The sequence below is a fragment of the Agrobacterium sp. 16-2014-1-2a genome, from assembly GCF_053522705.1.
In genome coordinates this window covers 1,627,051-1,646,265 of the sequence record NZ_JBNWBX010000001.1, presented here as the reverse complement: position 1 = coordinate 1,646,265, position 19,215 = coordinate 1,627,051, and the positions used below count along the sequence as shown (strand labels likewise).

General features: G+C 58.3%; 19 protein-coding genes. 11 read left to right on the top strand and 8 right to left on the bottom strand.

Annotation, left to right across the window (positions count from 1 at the left end; all coding sequences use genetic code 11):
• Positions 1 to 68 precede the first annotated feature (68 nt).
• The 3 genes from ACQZ45_RS08235 to ACQZ45_RS08225 all read left to right on the top strand — a co-directional run bounded on the left by ACQZ45_RS08235 (position 69) and on the right by ACQZ45_RS08225 (position 4,216).
• Entirely contained in the window at positions 69 to 1,316 is a 1,248-nt protein-coding gene (locus ACQZ45_RS08235; protein ID WP_025592115.1) for an NAD(P)/FAD-dependent oxidoreductase, read from the top strand.
• 235 nt (positions 1,317 to 1,551) lie between these two features.
• The gene (locus ACQZ45_RS08230; RefSeq protein ID WP_025592116.1) at positions 1,552 to 2,913 is read left to right on the top strand and encodes a glutamine synthetase family protein; all 1,362 of its coding nucleotides are present in this window, start codon (positions 1,552 to 1,554) and stop codon (positions 2,911 to 2,913) included.
• Position 2,914: 1 nt separating this feature from the next.
• Positions 2,915 to 4,216: an NAD(P)/FAD-dependent oxidoreductase gene (locus tag ACQZ45_RS08225; protein WP_035197691.1), complete on the top strand. Its 1,302-nt coding sequence runs from the start codon at positions 2,915 to 2,917 to the stop codon at positions 4,214 to 4,216.
• On the opposite strand, the gene ACQZ45_RS08220 is transcribed toward ACQZ45_RS08225, so the two are convergent.
• The 7 genes from ACQZ45_RS08220 to rirA all read right to left on the bottom strand — a co-directional run bounded on the left by ACQZ45_RS08220 (position 4,213) and on the right by rirA (position 10,474).
• On the bottom strand, positions 4,213 to 4,701 hold the full coding sequence (locus ACQZ45_RS08220; protein WP_003514519.1) for a gluconokinase: 489 nt from the start codon (positions 4,699 to 4,701) through the stop codon (positions 4,213 to 4,215). The genes ACQZ45_RS08225 and ACQZ45_RS08220 overlap by 4 nt on opposite strands.
• Positions 4,702 to 4,809: 108 nt before the next feature.
• The gene (locus ACQZ45_RS08215) at positions 4,810 to 5,550 is read right to left on the bottom strand and encodes an ABC transporter permease (RefSeq protein ID WP_035197694.1); all 741 of its coding nucleotides are present in this window, start codon (positions 5,548 to 5,550) and stop codon (positions 4,810 to 4,812) included.
• Positions 5,547 to 6,485, bottom strand: a complete 939-nt coding sequence (locus ACQZ45_RS08210) for an ABC transporter ATP-binding protein (RefSeq protein ID WP_025592120.1) — start codon at positions 6,483 to 6,485, stop codon at positions 5,547 to 5,549. Before ACQZ45_RS08210 ends, ACQZ45_RS08215 begins: the two co-directional genes overlap by 4 nt.
• Positions 6,482 to 7,648, bottom strand: a complete 1,167-nt coding sequence (locus ACQZ45_RS08205; protein WP_025592122.1) for an ABC transporter permease — start codon at positions 7,646 to 7,648, stop codon at positions 6,482 to 6,484. The genes ACQZ45_RS08210 and ACQZ45_RS08205 overlap by 4 nt, the downstream gene beginning before the upstream one ends.
• 85 nt (positions 7,649 to 7,733) lie before the next feature.
• Positions 7,734 to 8,645, bottom strand: a complete 912-nt coding sequence (gene osmF / locus ACQZ45_RS08200; RefSeq protein WP_013635286.1) for a glycine betaine ABC transporter substrate-binding protein OsmF — start codon at positions 8,643 to 8,645, stop codon at positions 7,734 to 7,736.
• 141 nt (positions 8,646 to 8,786) lie between these two features.
• Entirely contained in the window at positions 8,787 to 9,833 is a 1,047-nt protein-coding gene (locus tag ACQZ45_RS08195; protein ID WP_025592123.1) for an AbrB family transcriptional regulator, read from the bottom strand.
• Between the two features lie 170 nt (positions 9,834 to 10,003).
• Positions 10,004 to 10,474, bottom strand: a complete 471-nt coding sequence (gene rirA, locus ACQZ45_RS08190) for an iron-responsive transcriptional regulator RirA (RefSeq protein WP_003514531.1) — start codon at positions 10,472 to 10,474, stop codon at positions 10,004 to 10,006.
• Positions 10,475 to 10,647: 173 nt separating this feature from the next.
• Here rirA and ACQZ45_RS08185 point away from each other — a divergent pair, with 173 nt between their 5' ends.
• A complete protein-coding gene (locus ACQZ45_RS08185) occupies positions 10,648 to 11,697 on the top strand; it encodes a Fe(3+) ABC transporter substrate-binding protein (RefSeq protein ID WP_019564505.1) in 1,050 nt (349 codons plus the stop codon).
• A 78-nt stretch (positions 11,698 to 11,775) separates the two neighbouring features.
• On the opposite strand, the gene ACQZ45_RS08180 is transcribed toward ACQZ45_RS08185, so the two are convergent.
• The gene (locus ACQZ45_RS08180; RefSeq protein ID WP_003514535.1) at positions 11,776 to 13,272 is read right to left on the bottom strand and encodes a CoA-acylating methylmalonate-semialdehyde dehydrogenase; all 1,497 of its coding nucleotides are present in this window, start codon (positions 13,270 to 13,272) and stop codon (positions 11,776 to 11,778) included.
• A 175-nt stretch (positions 13,273 to 13,447) separates the two neighbouring features.
• Here ACQZ45_RS08180 and ACQZ45_RS08175 point away from each other — a divergent pair, with 175 nt between their 5' ends.
• The 7 genes from ACQZ45_RS08175 (at position 13,448) to ACQZ45_RS08145 (ending at position 19,127) form a co-directional block, all read left to right on the top strand.
• Entirely contained in the window at positions 13,448 to 13,762 is a 315-nt protein-coding gene (locus ACQZ45_RS08175) for a putative quinol monooxygenase (protein WP_003514538.1), read from the top strand.
• The gene (locus ACQZ45_RS08170; RefSeq protein ID WP_113291271.1) at positions 13,759 to 14,640 is read left to right on the top strand and encodes a LysR family transcriptional regulator; all 882 of its coding nucleotides are present in this window, start codon (positions 13,759 to 13,761) and stop codon (positions 14,638 to 14,640) included. Before ACQZ45_RS08175 ends, ACQZ45_RS08170 begins: the two co-directional genes overlap by 4 nt.
• A gap of 116 nt (positions 14,641 to 14,756) precedes the next feature.
• A complete protein-coding gene (locus tag ACQZ45_RS08165) occupies positions 14,757 to 15,677 on the top strand; it encodes a DMT family transporter (RefSeq protein WP_003514540.1) in 921 nt (306 codons plus the stop codon).
• 307 nt (positions 15,678 to 15,984) lie between these two features.
• Complete coding sequence (locus ACQZ45_RS08160) at positions 15,985 to 17,091, top strand: DUF475 domain-containing protein (RefSeq protein WP_003514542.1); 1,107 nt, start codon at positions 15,985 to 15,987, stop codon at positions 17,089 to 17,091.
• Positions 17,092 to 17,459: 368 nt separating this feature from the next.
• Positions 17,460 to 17,804, top strand: a complete 345-nt coding sequence (locus ACQZ45_RS08155) for a MarR family winged helix-turn-helix transcriptional regulator (protein WP_003514544.1) — start codon at positions 17,460 to 17,462, stop codon at positions 17,802 to 17,804.
• Positions 17,805 to 17,821: 17 nt separating this feature from the next.
• A complete protein-coding gene (locus tag ACQZ45_RS08150) occupies positions 17,822 to 18,673 on the top strand; it encodes a C40 family peptidase (RefSeq protein ID WP_003514546.1) in 852 nt (283 codons plus the stop codon).
• Between the two features lie 94 nt (positions 18,674 to 18,767).
• The gene (locus ACQZ45_RS08145) at positions 18,768 to 19,127 is read left to right on the top strand and encodes a hypothetical protein (protein WP_035251992.1); all 360 of its coding nucleotides are present in this window, start codon (positions 18,768 to 18,770) and stop codon (positions 19,125 to 19,127) included.
• Positions 19,128 to 19,215: the final 88 nt, after the last annotated feature.

Genomic DNA, 19,215 nt, shown 5'->3' with positions numbered 1-19,215 from the left:
TTTCTGTTGCTTTGCGCAAAATGCCGACCCATGTTGCGGGGACGAGATACGCAAACGGATTGAATGCCATGGCAGCGGATGTGATCGTTTTGGGGGCGGGGATCATCGGGGTCTCCGTCGCTTTGCAACTGGCCCGCAGGGGCAAATCGGTGGTGCTGGTGGACCGGCGGGGACCGGGTGAGGAAACCTCCTTCGGCAATGCCGGACTGATCCAGAGAGAGGGTGTCGTTCCCTACGCCTTCCCGCAGGAAGTTAGCCGGCTTCTCCGCTATTCCCTGAACAACAGCATCGATGCCCGTTATCATCTCTCGGCCCTGCCGAAGATCGCGCCTTTTCTTGGCCGCTACTGGTATAATTCTGCGGCCACGCGCCACGCAGCAATTGCCCGCGCCTACGCGCCGCTGATCGAGCACTCGGTCTCCGAACACAGCATCCTGATCGATGAAGCCAAGGCCGGCGATCTAATCGTGAAAAACGGTTGGATGGAGGCCTACAGGACCGCCGAAAGGCGGGATGCAGACTTTGCTTTCGCCGAACGTCTGGCGCGCGACCACGGCATCTCCCACACGAAACTCGATGGGGCGGAACTCGCCGCGGCGGAGCCGCATCTCAGCCGCGATTTCGTCGGCGGTTTGAAATGGAACGATCCATGGTCGGTGCGCGATCCACATGCGCTGACGCTCGCCTATGTCAAACTGTTCGAGAGCCTTGGCGGAACCTTTGTCCGGGGTGATGCATCCACGCTCAGCCAGACGACAAGTGGTTGGACGGTACGCACCGAAACCGGGGCGGTGGAAGCTGAACATGCCGTTGTCGCACTAGGCCCCTGGGCGGATACGGTGACGGAACGGCTCGGTTACCGCTTTCCGCTCGGCGTGAAACGCGGCTATCACATGCACTATGCTCCGCAGGAGGGCACCAAGCTCAACAACTGGTTGATCGACGCCGAGCGCGGTTATTTCCTCGCGCCAATGCGCAAAGGCATCCGCCTGACGACCGGCGCGGAATTTGCCGAACGCGATGCGCCGAAATCTCCCGTGCAGATCGAGCGGGCGGAACGGGTCGCCCGCACCGTCTTTCCTCTGGGCGGCAGGCTGGATGCGGAACCCTGGATGGGCGCGCGTCCCTGCACACCGGATATGATGCCGATCATCGGCAAGGCGCCGCGCCACAGGACATTGTGGTTCTCGTTCGGTCACGCCCATCACGGCCTGACACTCGGGCCCATCACTGGCCGTGTGCTGGCGGAAACCATGCTGGGAGAAACGCCGGTCATCGCCATCGATGCCTATCGACCCGAAAGGTTCAATCCCTAGATCCTGATGAACTGAAGTCATCTCTGGCGAAAACCGTGTACACTTTTCGCCATCCCGCTCTGATGGCCGAATCCGCTGGCCTTCCCGCGGCGGGCCACGTAACATGGGCTTATAAAAAGGGAAAAGGGGCAAGCGTCATCATGACGGCGAGGTTTCTCATCTATCAACAGCAGGACGATTTTCGTTAGCGAAGCGCTTCTGCGCGCGAAACAGAAGAGAAACGGCCTGCTGGTGCATGATGGATGATATTGAAAAAGCAAAGAAATTTTTCGACGATAACCCCGATATCGAAATTCTCGAAGCCTTCGTCATAGATGCGAACGGCGTGCCGCGCGGCAAATGGATTCCGCGCGAAAGGGCGATCGATGTCCTTGAAAAGGGAATGGCGATCCCACGCTCGGTCTATGCGCTGGATATCTGGGGCCGCGATGTGCATGCCGCAGGCCTCGCCGAAGGGACGGGCGATCCGGACGGGTTCTGCTTTCCTGTTCCCGGCACGCTGTCTCGGGTGACATGGCTCGGCCGGCCGACCGCGCAAGTCCTGCTCGCGATGAAAAATCCTGATGGAGCCGGGTTTTATGGCGATCCGCGCAATGTTCTGGCAAGGGTGCTGGAAGCCTACAAAAAGGCTGGCCTCACGCCGGTCGTGGCGACCGAACTTGAATTTTACCTGATCGACCCGGTTCGCTCTGCGCTCGATCCGGTGCGTCCGCCGCACAGCCGCGAAGGCCGGTGGCACACGGGCCAGACACAGGTTCTGTCGATTTCCGAATTGCAGGATTTCGAGGATGTCTTCCATGATATCGCAACCGCATGCAGGGCGCAGGGTGTTCTTGCCGATACGACGCTGCGGGAGAACGGCCCCGGCCAATATGAAATCAACCTCAATCATGTGCCGGACGCGTTGCGGGCCGCCGATTTCGCTGTTTTCCTGAAACGTATCGTCAAGGGTGTGGCGCGGCGGCACGATCTCGACGCCACCTTCATGGCGAAGCCGTACGGGTTACAGGCCGGCAATGGCATGCATGTGCATTTTTCCGTTCTCGATAGTGACGGCAGGAATATCTACGCCGGGGAAAACGGCCCATCGGACGCGCTGATGCATTCGGTCGGCGGCCTTCTGGAAAACATGGGGGAGAGCATGGCGATCTTCGCTCCCCATGCTAATTCCTATCGCCGCCTGACGCCCAGCGAACATGCGCCCACCTATGCCTCTTGGGGCATAGACAACCGATCGGCGGCGGTGCGCGTTATCACTGCCAGCAAGGCAGCAACCCGCATCGAACATCGTGTCGCCGGCGCCGATACCAATCCCTATCTTGTTGTGGCGATGATCCTGAGTGCTGCCCTTGCCGGCATGAAGGAAAAACGCCAGCCGGGCGGCGCGATTTCCGGCGACAGCCACGCCATCAATCACGAACCTTTGCCCACCAACTGGGATTATGCATTGCAGCGTTTCACGCGTTCGAGTTTCGCCTATGCGACGCTTGGCCAGCGTTATCGTACGCTGTTTTCCGCCTGCAAACAGCAGGAACTTTCCGAATTTTCCCTGCGTGTAACCGACGTCGAATATGACGCCTATATCAGGACGGTGTGAGATGGCTGAGGTGACGACTATTCCCAATCCCGGCCACACATCCTCCTGGTATGCGGCCTCCGCCAATGTCAAATCCGTGCGGCCAACGCTTGAAGGCGCAATGGAAGCGGATGTCTGCGTCATCGGTGGCGGGTTTACCGGGATTTCCGCAGCACTCGAACTTTCCGAACGCGGCTATTCCGTTATCGTGCTGGAAGGCGTGCGGGTCGGCTTCGGCGCCTCGGGGCGCAATGGCGGCCAGATCGTCAATGGCTATAGCCGCGACCTCGAAACAATCGCCAGTCGTTACGGCCACGACAAGGCGGTGAAACTCGGCGAAATGTCGCTGGAAGGCGGGGAGATCATCCGCAGCCGCATTTCGAAATACGCTATCGATTGCGATCTCGTCGATGGCGGTTTCTTTGCGGCCTTCACGACGAAACAGATTCGCGAGATGGAGGCCCACAAGGCCCATTGGGAAAAACACGGCCATGGCGGGCTTGAGATGGTCTCCAAAGCCGATGTCGGAAAATACGTGCGGACCGATCGTTATGCCGGCGGCATGATCGACCGTTTCGGCGGCCACATCCATCCGCTCAATCTGGTGCAGGGGGAAGCAGCGGCGGCCGAAAGTCTCGGTGCGCGCATATTCGAAAATTCGAGGGTCATTTCGCTGGAGCAGGGCGTAAACCCCGTCGTGCGCACGGCGACGGGCAGCGTGAAGGCGAAATATGTTCTCGTCTGCGGCAATGCCTATCTCGGCAGGCTGCTGCCGGAAATCGGCGACCGGATGATGCCGGTCTCAAGCCAGGTCATGGCGACAGAGCCGCTTGATGCCGATCTGATCGAGCAACTCCTGCCAGCCAATTATTGCGTCGAGGATGCCAATTATATTCTCGATTATTATCGCCGCACCTCTGACAACCGCCTGCTTTATGGCGGTGGTATCGGTTATGGCGGCAGCGATCCGGCGGATCTGACCGGGGTGATCCGTCCGAATATGCTGAAGACTTTCCCGCAACTGGAAAAGACGAAGATCGATTTTGCCTGGAGCGGCAATTTCGCGCTGACGCTAACGCGCATCCCGCATATGGGCAAACTGTCGGACAATGTCTATTTTTCGCATGGCGACAGCGGTCACGGTGTCACTACCACGCACCTGCTCGGCAAGATATTGGGCGAGGCCGTTGCAGGCCACGCAGAGCGTTTCGATGTCTGGAGTTCCCTGCCGAATTATCCGTTCCCGGGCGGTAAGACGTTCCGCGTGCCGCTGACCGTGCTTGGTGCATGGTGGTACGGCCTGCGCGACAGGCTCGGATTTTAAAAAATCACCGCTTTCAGGCCCGAAAGTGCGTTTGCGGTAATTTCCTCCGGCGTGGCGTCGATGCTGACGGTTACGACGCCGGGTTCGCCGGTCGGCACTTCCAGCGTGGCAAGCTGGGTCTGGAGCAGCGAGAGCGGCATGAAGTGGCCCTTGCGTTCGCCCATACGCCTGCTGAGAAGTTCCAGGCTGCCGTCCAGATAGACGAAAGCGAGCGGGCCACCGGTAGCCTCGCGAAGGCGGTCGCGATAGATTTTCTTCAGCGCCGAGCAGGAAACGACGACACCGTTATTTTCGTTTCCCTTGCGCAGTTCTGCGCCAATCAGATCGAGCCAGGGCCAGCGATCTTCGTCGGTCAGGGGAATGCCTTCTGACATTTTGTCGACATTGGATTTCGGGTGAAGCTTGTCGCCCTCAATAAAGGCAATGCCCAGTTTTTCCGCCAGTTCCTCTGCGACCGTGGACTTGCCAGAGCCGCTCACTCCCATCACGACGATTGCCTTTGTCACCCGAACCTCGAATGTTTCTGTTTCGACGGTCAGCCCCTAACATGCGCGGCGGATGTCGGGAACATAAAAATGAGGAGCTTGCATTTGTCAGTGCCCGGTTTTGCGGGCCGCTGCCTTTTCCAGTGCAGAAAAGCTGGCGTGGATCAGGATTGCCAGCACAGCGACGATCAATCCGCCCTGAAGGATGAAGGCGAGATTGTTGGATTGCAGGCCGGCGATGATCACCTCTCCGAGCGTGCGGGCCGCGACCGTGGAACCGATGGTTGCTGTCGAAAGGCTGATCACTGCCGAAAGCCTGATGCCTGCGAGGATCGCCGGAAGGGCAAGTGGCATCTCCACTTTGACGAGCCGTTGCCAGCCGGTCATGCCGGCGCCCTTTGCGGCATCCATGACGGTTGGCGGCAGCGTGGTCAGCCCTGTCAGCGTATTTTCGAAAACCGGTAGAAGCGCATAGAGAAACAGCGCAATGAGCGTCGGTTTCTCGCCAAAACCGATCATCGGCACGGCAAGCGCCAGCACCGCCACCGGCGGAAAGGTCTGGCCGATATTGACGATGCTGCGCGACAGCGGCAGAAAATCCGCGCCGAAAGGGCGGGTGACGAGAACCGCAAGGGCTCCCGCCACCAGCGTGGCTAGCCCCGTTGCGATTGCGACAATGGTCAGATGCGACAGTGTCAGGGAAAGCAGATTGGCCTGCGTGTAGATCGCCGGCGCGTTGGTCTGCACAAGAGGGCGGAATATCGGTGCGAAAACCTGCGGCGCCGCGAGAAAGGCCATCAGCGCCAGCACCAGAACCCCGGGGGCGAAAAACGAAGCGGCATTTTTCATGGGGTTCCGGTAGCCCGCTGGAGCAGAACATCGCGCCGCACGATACCTGCGGGTTTGCCATCGTCTTTCAGCACCGGCAAGGTATCGCAGCCCGCCCACAACATTGCAGACAGGGCGTCGCGCTGGCTGGTATGTTCATTCAATGGTTCGCCTTCAGCGCTTCCCGGCTCCACGACGTCTGCAACCGACAGGACGGATAACAGTTTCAGGGCGCGCTCGTTTTCGCCGATCATGGTGCGGACGAAATTCGTTGCCGGTTTCAGCACCAGCTCGGCCGGCGGGCAGTCCTGAACAATACGGCCCTTGTCCATGACGGCAATACGATCCGCCAGGTGAAAGGCCTCGTCCATATCATGCGTGACAAGAACGATGGTGACACCGAGCTTCTTCTGGATATCGAGAAGATCGTTCTGGGCCTTTGCGCGGATAACCGGGTCCAGTGCACCGAAAGGTTCGTCCATCAAGAGAATGTTCGGTTCTGCTGCAAGCGCGCGCGCCACGCCGACACGCTGTTGCTGGCCGCCTGAAAGCTCATGCGGAAAGCGGTTGGCATAAAGCGCCGGATCCAGCTGGAAGAGCTGCATCAGCGCGTCGATTTTCGCATCGATGCGCTTGCGGTCCCAGCCGATGAGCTGCGGAACCGTCGCGATATTCTCCGCCACGGTGCGGTGCGGGAACAACCCATGGCCCTGAATGGCATAGCCGATCTGACGGCGCAGCTTGTAGCCCGGCATGGTGCTCACATCGTCTCCGTCGATGCGGATAGTGCCGGAGGTCGGCTCCACCAGCCGGTTTATCATGCGCAGCAGCGTGGTTTTTCCCGACCCGGAAGTGCCGACGATGACTGTGACGGTGCGCGGCGCCACAGTCAGGGAGACCTGGTCGACCACGACCGTATCGCCATATCGTTTCGTGATGGTGTCGATCTCGATCATGCCTTTTGCCTTCCGCCTGCGCTGAAGAGATTGCTGTCGATAAGGGCGTCGAGCGTAATCGCGGCGGCGAAGCCGAGCAGAACGGTCGGCACGGTGCCGAGCAGTACGAGGTCCATCGCGGTCTGCCCTATGCCCTGAAACACGAAAACGCCAAATCCACCGCCGCCGATCAGTGCTGCGATGGTCGCAAGTCCGATATTCTGCACCAGCACGATACGGATGCCGGTGAGGATGACGGGCATGGCGAGTGGAAACTCCACCCGCAGCAGCCTTTGCAGAGGCGTCATGCCAAGCCCGCGCGCGGCTTCCCGCACTGCCTGCGAAACGCCGGACAGGCCGACCACCGTATTGGAGACAACGGGCAGCAGCGAATAGAGAAATAGCGCCACGAAGGCCGGCGCCATGCCGATGCCGGCGATGCCGATCTTCGCCGCACCCGGCACATTGGCTGCCATCCATCCGAGTGGCGCGATCAAAAGGCCGAAAAGCGCGATGGAGGGAATGGTCTGGACGATATTGAGAGCGTTCAGTAGACCGGAGCGCAAACGCTCGACCTTGTAACAGAGAATGCCGAGCGGGATACCGGCGAGGGTGGCTGCAACCAGCGACCCGATGGCAAGTTCCACATGCCGCAGTGCTTCGGTCCAGAAGATATCTGCCCGGCCGGTATATTCCTTGATGATGGAGAGATCGTCCCAGAGGCCGCTTGTCAGGACCGCCGCAAGCGTCCCGGTTGCCACCAGCAACAGCAAAATCCGCAAAGTGGGTTTCGGCTGGAGACGTGCAATGCAATCGGCGGCAAGCAATGCAAGCCCTGCAAACATCAACCAGAAACCGCTGGCGGGCGAAACGCGGGCAAAACTGTTGCCCTCAGGTGTCAGCGCAGACGCCGCCTGCCCGACAAAGATCGCCAGTGCCGCGAGACCGACCAGCGCAGCGGCGAGTTTCAGGTGCGCCGGAAACCGGAAAAAGGCGATGAAGGCGGCGACAATAATGATGGCGACGAGGAGGGTAGCAGCAGCAACCGGAAGCGCTTCGAAGATCGTTCGCGTTTCACCCTGAATGATCCGGTTAGCTCGGAATGTCATGAAGGGGGACGCTGCAAGCGCGTAGAGAAGCAGGCACGAAATCAGCACGCCTACCTTGTCAGGCCATTTCGTCAAATTCCGCTCCCCCGGATCATAGGTTCGGACGGGATGGTGAACCTCACATGGTTTCCGATATCCCGCCCCAACGGTTCTCTGGCAATTACTTGAGGAAACCGTTCTTCGTCAGGAAATCGGTCGCAACTGCCTTGGCCTGTTCGCCCCCCACCTGCACGCGGGCGTTCAGCTCCTGCAAGGTTGCCAGATCCAGTTTTTCGAAAACAGGTTTCAGCAATGTCTCGATATTGGGGTTCTTTTTCAGAACTTCCTCGCGAATGATCGGCGCGGGCTGGTAGACGGGTTGCACATGCTTGTCGTCCTCAAGCACGACAAGACCGGACGGCGCTATGCCACCATCGGTGCCATAGACCATGGCCGCATTGGCATTGTTCGTCTGATTTGCGGCGGCAGCGATAGTGGCAGCCGTGTCGCCACCGGAAAGCGTGATCAACTGATCCGGCTTCATGGTAAAGCCGTAGGTGGTCTGAAATGCCGGCAGGGCGGCTGCGGAATTGACGAATTCCGAGGAGGCGGCAAGAACCACCTCACCGCCACCGGCAATGTATTTGCCGAAATCCGAAAGCGTCTTCAGATTGTTCTTGTCGGCAACATCCTTGCGCAGCGCAATCGCCCAGGTGTTGTTTGCGGGCGATGGTGTCAGCCAGACGATCTTGTTGGCGTCGTAGTCGAGTGTCTTGGCTTCCTGATAAGCCTTGGCGGCATCTTTCCAGAGCGGGTCGTCCGCCTTGGAGAAGAAGAAGGCGGCGTTGCCTGTGTATTCCGGATAAATGTCGATCTCGCCAGCCGTGATCGCTTTTCTGACGACCGGGGTAGCGCCGAGCTGGATGCGATCCGTCGTCTCAATATTGTTCTTGTTCAGCACGGCAAGGATGATGTTGCCGAGAACGCCGCCCTCCGTGTCGATCTTAGACGACACCACCACCTGCGCCTGAGCGAAGGAAACAGAAAGGGCAAGCGCAAATCCGGCGCCTGTCAACATCATCAAGCGGTTCATGAATAGTCCTCCGGTGGGTCAGCCTGTCGAACACGCGAAAAATCGCCGCCGCAATTGCGGAGAAACATGAACGGCCAGAGGAACAAATGGTTGCAACGCCATTGGCGTTTTTTACCTGAATGGCGAGGGCGCTGGCCCGGCTTAGATTTCGCCGTCCCGCTTGCGTGCATCCTTGCCCATGACGAGCGGCATGAGAACCGACAGGAACAGAAGTCTGAGAACGTGATGTGAGCCGACATAGGCGGTATCGGCATGCATCATCACGGCCATCGCCGCCATGGTTTCAAGACCGCCCGGCGAATAGGCGATCATCACCGCATTGAGCGGAACGCCTGTAATGTTGGAAATCATCCAGGCGATACTTCCGGCGATCACCATCACGGCGATGGTGACGACGAAACCCGCCACAAAGCCTTTTCGCACATCCATCAGCGACACATTCGAAAAGCGCGTGCCGATGAGACAGCCGATCAGCACATAGACCGGCAGGCTGAGCCAGCTCGGAACGCCGCCCTCGGTAAGGCCGGTAATATGGGTGCCGATGGAAACCGCGACGCCGCCCAGCAGCAGGGCTGCGGGAAATCTCCAGCGAAGGAACAGCCATCCCATCGCAAGCGACGCGCCAATGGTCAGGGCCAGTGTGAACAGACCCATCGGTGGATTGGCGATGAGCGGTTCCGTGCTGACGAGATCGAAATATTCAACAATCAGCGGCACGGAAAGCGTCAGCGCCAGCACCCGCACGCTTTGCACGATGCTGACGGTCGCAAGGTCGCTTTTCGTCTCGGCGCCGAGGCTGATGATATAGCTGAGGTGCCCGGGCGAAGCGCCCAGCATCGCCGTCGTCCTGTCGTATCCGAAGCCGTAATGCAGGATCCAATAGGCGACATACAGCATGATGACGACTGCAACGAGCACGATGACGAAGCTCAGTGGCCATGTCTTCGCGGCATCGATTACCGACGGCGTTACGCTCGTTCCCATCGAAATGCCGACCACAACGAAACAGGCATTGCGGATGAAGGCGGGAATCCCAAGCTTCACGCCCGCCAGTCCCGTAATCGTCACGGCGAGCGCCGGACCGGACAGAAACGGCGCTGGAACGTTAAGTAGACTGGCAAGCAGCGCACCCATGCTGCCGACGAGCGCGGTAAGTGCAAATGTATGGAATTCAGGCTTGATGATCATTGCGACGCTGGCTGATTGCTTCAAAAAAGCTCGCGACCAAATGCGCCGCTTCGTCTCCTGGCGTCAACACGCTCGACCAAAAATATTGCATTTCCGAAGTGTTCTATAAAAGAAAAGCCCGTGACCTGCGGACACGGGCTAGCGCAATTGTTGCTTGGGCAATGGGATGATCAGGCGGCCGGCAAGGCGGCGATCTTCGGCATTTCCGTGTCGATGCCGAGCAGGAAGTTGATCTGCGGCCGCGCCTTGACGAGATCGTCGATGGAATATTCCGCCAGCACATCGAAGAAGGCATTGAGCGCCTTGCGAAGCGCCGAGTTGAGGCCGCAGCTATCCACAAGCGGACATTCGACAGCACCGTCCTCGAAGCATTCCGCCATGGCAAAACTGTCTTCGGTCACCTTCACCACGTCAAACAGGCTGATTTTCTCAGCGGGTTTACCAAGACGCACGCCGCCGTTACGGCCGCGCACGGTTTCCACCAGACCGGCCTTGTTGAGCGGCTGCAGAATTTTGAAAAGGAACAGCTCAGATACGCCATAAGCCCTGGCGATCTCCGGAATGCGGCTCAACTTGCCTTCATTTGCGGCGCAATACATCAACATGCGAACGGCATAGTTGGTCTGTTTGGTCAAACGCATGCTGGTCTCCTAACTCTCAATGTGGAGTTATATAGTCTCTTTTTCAGTTTAGAACAATTCCAGAAACTGAAAAAACTGGCAGCGATCCGATATTTCTCGGACAGCCTTGTTGACCGCTTTGATGATTCATGAACAAACAAGTCAAGAATCTGAATGTAATGGAGGCATTCTTAATGGCAAGCTTGAAATCGTGTTTTTCCGCTGCCGTTTTTTCGGGTCTGACGATCCTCTGGGCCGCGCCCGCTGCTTTTGCGGACGGCGAGGTTAACGTCTATTCCTACCGGCAGCCCGAGTTGATCCAGCCACTGCTCGATGCCTTCACGAAAGAAACGGGCATAGAGGCCAACGTTCTCTTCCTCGACAAGGGTCTGGTGGAGCGCATTCAGGCAGAAGGCGTCAATTCGCCGGCCGACGTGCTGTTGACGGTCGATATCGCCCGGCTTGTCGAGGCGAAAGAAGGCGGCGTTACACAGCCAGTGCTGAACGATCCCGTCATTGAAAAGGATATCCCGGCCAATCTGCGCGATCCGCAAGGCGAATGGTTCGGCCTGACGACGCGTGGCCGCGTGGTATATGCCTCAAAGGAGCGGGTCACCCAGAAAGACATCACCTATGAGGAGCTTGCCGATCCGAAATGGAAGGGCAAGATCTGCATTCGCGACGGCCAGCATTCCTACAATATCGCGCTGATCGCCTCGATGATCGCCCATCATGGCGTCGATTATACCCGGACATGGCTGACCGGCCTTAAGAACAATCTTGCCCGCAAGCCTGATGGAACAGACCGCAGCCAGGCCAAATCGATCTTTTCCGGCGAATGCGATATCGCGCTCGGCAATACCTATTATGTCGGCCTGATGCTGACCAACGACCGCGAGCCGGAGGAAAAGGTTTGGGCGGGATCGGTGCGGGTGATCTTTCCCAATGCGGGAGATCGCGGAACGCATGTGAATATTTCCGGCATGGCGCTGACCAAATACGCACCCAACAAGGACAATGCGCTGAAGCTGATGGAATTCCTGGCATCGCGCGAGGCGCAGGAAATCTATGCCAAGCAGGTCTTCGAATACCCGGTGCTACCCGGCGCGGAGCCTTCCGATGTCGTGAAGGGCTTCGGCCCCATCAATCCGGACAAGCTGCCACTGACGGATATTGCCGCCCACCGCAAACAGGCATCCGAGCTTGTGGACGAAGTGGGTTTCAACGACGGCCCGACCAATTGATGCCGTTTACACACCTGTGACCGGTTAGGATACCGGCGGGTCAATCGCCCGCCGGTTCATTGTTTAGAGACGCATTGCTTACTTCATCGTCGGCATGACGAATTCGGCACCCGATTTGATGCCGGACGGCCAACGCGAGGTGATCGTCTTGGTCTTCGTCCAGAACTTGATCGAATCCGTTCCATGCTGGTTGAGATCGCCGAAGCTCGAGGCCTTCCAGCCGCCGAAGGAGTGGTAGGCGAGCGGAACAGGGATCGGAACGTTGATGCCGATCATGCCGATATTGATGCGGCTGGCGAAGTCACGCGCAGCATCGCCGTCACGGGTGTAGATCGCAACACCGTTGCCATATTCATGCTTCATCGGCAGTTCCAGCGCGTCTTCGTAGTTCTTGGCGCGAACGACGGAGAGAACAGGTCCGAAGATTTCCGTCTTGTAGATGTCCATGTCAGGGGTGACGTGGTCGAACAGGCAGCCACCGACGAAATAGCCGTCTTCATAACCCTGGAGCTTGAAGTCGCGGCCATCGACCAGCAGTTTCGCGCCCTGCTCGACACCGCTGTCGATCAGACCCTTGACGCGCGTTTGCGCTTCCTTGGTAACGAGCGGGCCCATATCGGCCTTGTCGTCGGTGTAGGGGCCGATCTTCAGTGCTTCGATCTGCGGGATGAGCTTTTCAACGAGACGGTTGGCCGTTTCTTCGCCAACCGGAACCGCAACCGACACAGCCATGCAGCGTTCGCCGGCCGAACCGTAACCGGCGCCCATCAAGGCGTTCACGGCCTGATCGAGATCGGCATCAGGCATGATGATCATGTGGTTCTTCGCGCCGCCGAAGCACTGTGCGCGCTTGCCGTTCATGGCGGCAGTACCGTAGACGTAGCGGGCAATCGGCGTCGAGCCGACGAAGGAAACCGCGCCGATATCCGGATCGGTCAGGATGGCGTCGACAGCGCCCTTGTCACCATTGACGACGTTGAGGATGCCAGCCGGAAGACCTGCCTCGATCATCAGTTCGGCAAGGCGGATCGGCAGGGACGGATCGCGCTCGGAAGGCTTGAGGATAAAGGCGTTGCCGCAGGCGATTGCCGGCGCAAACATCCACATTGGGATCATCCCCGGAAAGTTGAACGGCGTGATGCCCGCACCGATGCCGACCGGCTGGCGGATCGAATACATGTCGATGGCGGGACCTGCGCCCTCGGTGAACTCACCCTTCTGCAGATGCGGAATGCCGCAGACGAATTCGCAGACTTCGAGGCCGCGCACGATATCGCCCTTGGAATCTTCGACGGTCTTTCCGTGCTCGCTGGAGAGCAGCACCGCCAGTTCATTCATGTCGCGGTTCAGAAGTTCGACGAACTTGAAGAAAACGCGGGCGCGGCGCTGCGGGTTGGTGGCGGCCCACTTCGGCTGTGCCGCTTTTGCGCTTTCCACGGCAGCGCGCAGCTCGGCGTCGCTGGCAAGCGCGACAGTCGCCTGCACTTCGCCGGTTGCCGGGTTGTAGACGTTAGATGTGCGGCCACTGGTGCCGGACACATGCTTGCCGTTGATGAAATGACCGATTTCCCTCATGGGGCTTTCCTCCGCGATTTTTTGATGGGTGCAGCATTGCACTTGAATTTGTACAAATCAATGAACTCAGATAAGAAACCGTTGTGCGTAAATTAAAGCAAGGCGAGTATTTTGAGGGTGGCGGCGGATTTCCGACACCCACACGTTCGCCGGTCAACAGAAGGTCAGAAGCTTGATGAGCGATGAACCAGTCGTGCGGATGGCTGAAATCCAAATCGATCCAACCCAGCTGGATGCCTATCGCAGACTGCTTGCAGAAGAGATCGAAGCTTCGGTCAGCCTGGAAATTGGTGTGCTTGCATTAAATGCGGTGGCAATTAAAGGCAGCCCGGAAAAGATTCGCATCCTCGAAGTCTACGCGGACCGGGCGGCATATGAAGCGCATCTGCAAACGCCGCATTTTCTGAAATACAAAGAGAGTGTGGCAGGAATGGTGACGTCGCTGACCTTGCTTGATGTCGAACCCATAATGCTGCGCAGCAAACCATGAATTGGGATGACGTCCGCATCTTCCTCGCCGTTGCCCGCTCCGGGCAGATCCTTGCCGCATCGAAACGGCTCGGCCTCAACCACGCAACGCTTTCGCGACGATTGACGTCGCTGGAGCAGGCACTGAAGACCCAATTATTCATCCGCCGGACGAACGGTTGCGAACTGACCGAAGAAGGTCAGCTGTTTTTGGGCGCCGCCGAGCGCATGGAAACCGAAATGCTGAATGCGCAGGCAAATCTCGGTCGTGTCGATACGGCAGTGGCGGGAACGGTGCGCATCGGCGCGCCCGATGGTCTCGGGGTTTCTTTTCTTGCGCCACGGCTTGGCCGGCTGACCGCGCGTTATCCCGACCTAAAAATCCAGCTCGTGCCGGTTCCGCGCTCCTTTTCCCTGTCGCAGCGAGAGGCCGATATCGCCATCACCATCGAGCGGCCGGAACAGGGTAGGCTGATGTTTTCCAAGCTCACCGACTATTCGCTGGGGCTTTACGCATCGAAGTCCTATCTCTCCGAATATGGAACGCCGGCGGATGTGGAAACACTCAAGCGCCATCGGCGCATCGGCTACGTCGAGGATCTGATCTTCTCGCCTTCTCTGAACTATACCGGCGAGATCATGCGCGACTGGGACGCCGCCTTTGAAATATCCAGCGCCACCGGTCAGACCGAGGCGGTGCGCTCGGGCGCCGGTATCGGCATCCTGCACAATTACATTGCCGGACAATATCCCGAACTTCTGCGGATCATGCCGCATATGAGCATAAGTCGGTCCTATTGGACGGCCTATCACGAATCCGCCCGTCAGTTGGTCCGCGTGCGCACGGTGGTCGATTTTCTCCAGGAACTCGTTCACGAAGAGAAGCGCATGTTCGCGTGACATCGAAATTGCCGATTTATTAGTACTATTAATACGCGACTCCTCCCGCTTCGGGCTTGACAAACGAGGGCTGGCTGAACGACCAATGCAGCCATTGGGAGAGAACGGAACCTGACATGCCGAATATATTACGAAAGCTTTCGCCGACTGGCCTCGGCGTGGCCGTCATGCTGCTTGGAATGCTGCTTTTCGCGTTGAACGACGCTATGGGAAAATGGCTGGTTTCGACCTACAGCCAGGGGCAGGTGATCCTCATCCGCAGCGTCGCTGCCCTTGTCATTCTGGTTCCGATCGTGTGGAAAGGCGGTCTTTCCGGCCTCATGAAAATCGAGCGACCGTCTCTTCAGGTGGCGCGAGTATTCTTCTCCACCGCCGAGCTTTTCTGTTTCTATTTCGCAGTCGCTGCCCTGCCGCTGGCAGACGTGATGACCTACTGGCTCGCCGCCCCCATTTATGTGGCGGCTCTATCGCCGTTTCTCCTGGGAGAAAAGGTCGGCTGGCGTCGCTGGACGGCCATCGCCATTGGTTTCGTCGGTGTTCTCATTGCCTTGCAGCCAAGCTCGGCAAGCCTCACCTCGGCCGCACTGTTTTCCATTCTCGGCAGCGCCGCCTTCGCCTTCATGATGTTGTCCGGACGCCAGCTACGCAACACGCCTGATACGGTGCTCGCTTTCTGGCAGATCATCGGTGCGGGGCTTGCGGGCCTCGTTGCGGTGTTCGTCACGCCGTCGGGCTGGTTGCCGGTCCAGTCCGGTTTCGATCTCGCTTTCCTCGGCCTGCTCGGCGTGGTCGCCATGGCGGCGCATGTGCTGGTCAACCGCGCTCTGAAGCTCGCGGACGCCGCGACCGTCGCGCCGCTGCAATACACATTGCTGCTCTGGGCGGTGGTCTTTGGCTGGCTGTTCTTTGGTGATGTGCCGCAGACCAGTATCGTCGTCGGTGCGGGCCTGATCGTTCTTTCCGGCCTTTATATTTTCTTCCGTGAAAATACGCTCAAACGCGGTCGCGAAAAGGTGGATATACTGGCTGCGGACTAGGCATTTCCTCTGTTTACCCGTGATGTTGCCGCCGAAATCATCACGGGACTTGACGAAGAGGTGATCTTCGAGGAGTAAGAGAGGGTCCTGCGATCATATGTCTCGCAAGGGCAGAGGAAACAAAGGTGCCGGGCCCCTCTGGCGAGAGTTTTACGGCGCTCTCGTGATGTCGGTACCGCCTGCAAAAATTGGCCGGCGGATTAAAAACTATGAAAAACCTGAATGTGCTTCGCGCGCGTGCTTTCTGCGTGCGGCCCGACGTCCTGCGTCGTTCCACAATCGCTCTCGTTACCGGAGGTAACCGGACATGAGCGCCGCCCAGAAAACCACACTTTCCTACTTCAAGTGGGCTTTTATCGTCACCATCGTCGGTCTGATCCTTGGCGGCTATCTCGGCTGGGAAATGACCGGAACTGTCAGTGGAACAGCGACGATCTTCTTCATTTGTGCGGTGCTTGCCGTGCTGGAAATTTCGCTTTCCTTCGACAACGCCATCGTCAACGCCAACAAGCTGAAAGAGATGACGCCAGTCTGGCAGCATCGCTTCCTGACCTGGGGTATTCTGATTGCCGTTTTCGGCATGCGTATCGTCTTCCCGCTGCTGATCGTGGTCGTTGCCGCCAATGTCGGCCCCTGGACGGCGCTCGTCATGGCGGCCACGCAGCCGGAACGTTATGCAGAAATCATGCGTGACGCCCATCTGCCGATCGCTGCTTTTGGCGGTACCTTCCTGATGATGGTCGGTCTCAACTTCTTCTTCGACCATGAAAAGGACGTGCACTGGGTGCGCTGGATCGAGGAAAAGGCTGCGGTCTATTCCTCCGTCAAGGGTATCGAGATCGCCTTCGTGCTGGTCGTCATGCTGGCCTTCTCTCGTATCATCGGCGCCAGCGACAATCCGGAGCTTGGTCCGGTTGCGGCCAACACCTTTTTCCATGCGGCAATCTGGGGTCTTTTGACCTTCCTGCTGGTGGAAGTCGTCGGCGGTATTCTCGATCGTAGCCAGGAAGTGCTCGAAGGCGCTGCAAAAGGCGGCTTCGGTGCGTTTCTCTATCTCGAAGTGCTCGATGCAAGCTTCTCCTTCGATGGCGTCATCGGTGCTTTTGCGCTGACGCAGAACCTGTTCATCATCGCCATCGGCCTCGGTATCGGCGCCATGTACGTGCGCTCGATGACGATCATGCTGGTGGAAAAGGGAACGCTCGCCGAATACCGCTATCTGGAACACGGCGCTTTCTACGCGATCCTCATCCTGTCCGTCATCATGTACGTGCAGACGATGTTCCACATTCCAGAGGTCATCACCGGCCTTGGTGGCGCGACCCTGATCGGCATTTCGCTCTGGTCGTCCATCCGACATAACCGGCGGCACAATGCAGATGCGACCGATGCCGCTCGCGGTGCGGAAATCTGACCCATCCCGATCCCAGCCTTCCGCTGTTACGGCGGAAGGCAGTTTTTAAGCACTGAATTGCTGATTGCCTGTTTTTGTTGCTATTTTCGCCTTGCGGAAAATTTGAACATAACATCGGAATTATACCCCAAGCATCTGTTTTTGCTCGTATTTGTGCACTGCGGTAAAACTGGCACGCTTCCTGCATCTCATCTTGCAAGTCCAGAGGGGACATTAAAGGCCCGACAAACGGGTTTAAACAACACCGCCGCGCCGCGCGATCTTTTATGATCTGCGAAGGCGCGGCGGTTCTGTTTGTGCGGTATGCTTCTTGAGTTTTCCGCTCCGTTGAATGAAAACGGTGGGATAACGACTGGAAGGTTACCGGTTTGCCTGCAGAACTTTCGCCTACGGAGGCCTTGGGGCTTTGGCATCGCGTATCTGCTGCGCAGGTCACGGCCGATGCGCCGGATTTGACCTTGCGCCAGACTACAATCCTGCTGCAGATATACCTCGTGCCGCCGCCACATACAGTCCGGGGCCTCGCCGCCTTGCTGGGCGTGACCAAACCGGTCATCACCCGCGCACTCGACAGTCTGGGAGCGCTCGGGCTGGTTGACAGGGTGCGGGACGAACGGGACAAGCGCAATGTCGTGATAAAACGCACCGTGGCAGGTGCGCTCTATCTGGAAAAATTCGGCGATCTGATTATTGATCAGGCACGCAAGATCTAACCTCTGGATGTGAAACCATGATGCTCGACCGCCGCCTGAATGTCTTCCGCTCCGATCTGGCCGATGAGAAACTGCAAGGCGTGGTTCAGGCCGAGCGTTTCGTCAGCGGTTCGCCAGCCCAGATCGCGGTGCCGGTTATTGGCCTGCGGCCAACGCCTGACCTTGCCGCCGGCATCGATACGGAGCTGCTGTTTGGTGAAACCGTGCGCATTTTCGACCGGGCGAATGGCTGGGCCTGGGTGCAGGCGGATGCTGATGGTTATGCCGGTTACGTGCCGGAGACGGCAATCGGCGATGTCGTTGCCGTTACCCACCAGGTGGTTGCGCCACGCACCTTCCTCTATCCTTCCGCCGAATTGCGCAAACCACCGGTCGCAGCCATTTCCATGGGCAGCATGGTCCGGATCGTTGGTGAGGCCGAGACACGCGGCACCCGCTATCTGCTGACCGAAAGAGGCGAGGGCATAATCGCCGCCCATTGCCGACCAGTCGATGCCGCTCTCGAAGAGGACTATGTTGCGGTGGCCTTGCGCTTTATCGAGACACCTTATCTCTGGGGCGGCCGCTCCGGCTTTGGCATCGATTGCTCGGGCCTCGTGCAATTGTCCATGGCGATGACGGGCCGACGGGTTCTGCGCGATACCGACATGCAGGTTAAATCGCTCGGCGTGGAAATAGAACGCGATGAATTGCGCCGCGGCGATCTGGTTTTCTGGAAGGGCCATGTCGGGCTAATGGAAAACGAAGAGACGCTGCTGCATGCCAATGGCCACACGATGAATGTTGCACGCGAAAATCTCAATGAGGCCATCGAGCGCATCGGCTGGCTTTACGAAAAGCCGACGGCTTTCCGGCGTCTGGAAGGCTGAGGCGGCGGCTTCACGAAATTGTGCCTGCCTCGCCCTTTGTGCGACCACAGCCGAAAGCCTACATCGGTTGAATGATGGTACGGGACCGGCATCGATGAACACAAAAATGGCAACACGATTGGCAGCGATCCTGGCAGCGGTGTTAATGAGCGCTTCCGCGCAGGCGCAGACCGTTTTTCAGAATGGTTTTGCTCCGGCTCCAGATGCCTATGCGAACCTGCCGGGTGTCAAAGACCCGCGAACGCTACAGCCCAAGGTGCGTTACAATTGCCATAGCGAACTTGGTGTAACTGGATATGCCCGCGGCCCATACCGGGATGTTTTCGGTAGTCGCGGTCTGCCGGTTCAAGGCTATCGCTGCACCGATGAGAACGGCATCTCCAGCTTCGGTGGCAGAAATCCCATCTCCAAGGACTGGTATCCCGGCATCAATCCTGTCGACCCGACCTTCTGAAGTAATATGACTTAAAGCGGCGTTTGCGCCGCCCGCACTCTGGACTTGTTGTTGCTTTTTCAGATAAATCTTTGACATGACAGGTTGA

Coding starts and splice junctions, on each gene's coding strand:
- ACQZ45_RS08145 (WP_035251992.1), top strand. CDS start 18,768: ATGAACACAAAAATGGCAACACGATTGGCAGCGATCCTGGCAGCGGTG.
- ACQZ45_RS08230 (WP_025592116.1), top strand. CDS start 1,552: ATGATGGATGATATTGAAAAAGCAAAGAAATTTTTCGACGATAACCCC.
- ACQZ45_RS08160 (WP_003514542.1), top strand. CDS start 15,985: ATGAGCGCCGCCCAGAAAACCACACTTTCCTACTTCAAGTGGGCTTTT.
- rirA (WP_003514531.1), bottom strand. CDS start 10,474: ATGCGTTTGACCAAACAGACCAACTATGCCGTTCGCATGTTGATGTAT.
- ACQZ45_RS08185 (WP_019564505.1), top strand. CDS start 10,648: ATGGCAAGCTTGAAATCGTGTTTTTCCGCTGCCGTTTTTTCGGGTCTG.
- ACQZ45_RS08210 (WP_025592120.1), bottom strand. CDS start 6,485: ATGATCGAGATCGACACCATCACGAAACGATATGGCGATACGGTCGTG.
- ACQZ45_RS08170 (WP_113291271.1), top strand. CDS start 13,759: ATGAATTGGGATGACGTCCGCATCTTCCTCGCCGTTGCCCGCTCCGGG.
- ACQZ45_RS08235 (WP_025592115.1), top strand. CDS start 69: ATGGCAGCGGATGTGATCGTTTTGGGGGCGGGGATCATCGGGGTCTCC.
- ACQZ45_RS08150 (WP_003514546.1), top strand. CDS start 17,822: ATGATGCTCGACCGCCGCCTGAATGTCTTCCGCTCCGATCTGGCCGAT.
- ACQZ45_RS08165 (WP_003514540.1), top strand. CDS start 14,757: ATGCCGAATATATTACGAAAGCTTTCGCCGACTGGCCTCGGCGTGGCC.
- ACQZ45_RS08175 (WP_003514538.1), top strand. CDS start 13,448: ATGAGCGATGAACCAGTCGTGCGGATGGCTGAAATCCAAATCGATCCA.
- osmF (WP_013635286.1), bottom strand. CDS start 8,645: ATGAACCGCTTGATGATGTTGACAGGCGCCGGATTTGCGCTTGCCCTT.
- ACQZ45_RS08195 (WP_025592123.1), bottom strand. CDS start 9,833: ATGATCATCAAGCCTGAATTCCATACATTTGCACTTACCGCGCTCGTC.
- ACQZ45_RS08180 (WP_003514535.1), bottom strand. CDS start 13,272: ATGAGGGAAATCGGTCATTTCATCAACGGCAAGCATGTGTCCGGCACC.
- ACQZ45_RS08215 (WP_035197694.1), bottom strand. CDS start 5,550: ATGAAAAATGCCGCTTCGTTTTTCGCCCCCGGGGTTCTGGTGCTGGCG.
- ACQZ45_RS08225 (WP_035197691.1), top strand. CDS start 2,915: ATGGCTGAGGTGACGACTATTCCCAATCCCGGCCACACATCCTCCTGG.
- ACQZ45_RS08220 (WP_003514519.1), bottom strand. CDS start 4,701: ATGGGAGTGAGCGGCTCTGGCAAGTCCACGGTCGCAGAGGAACTGGCG.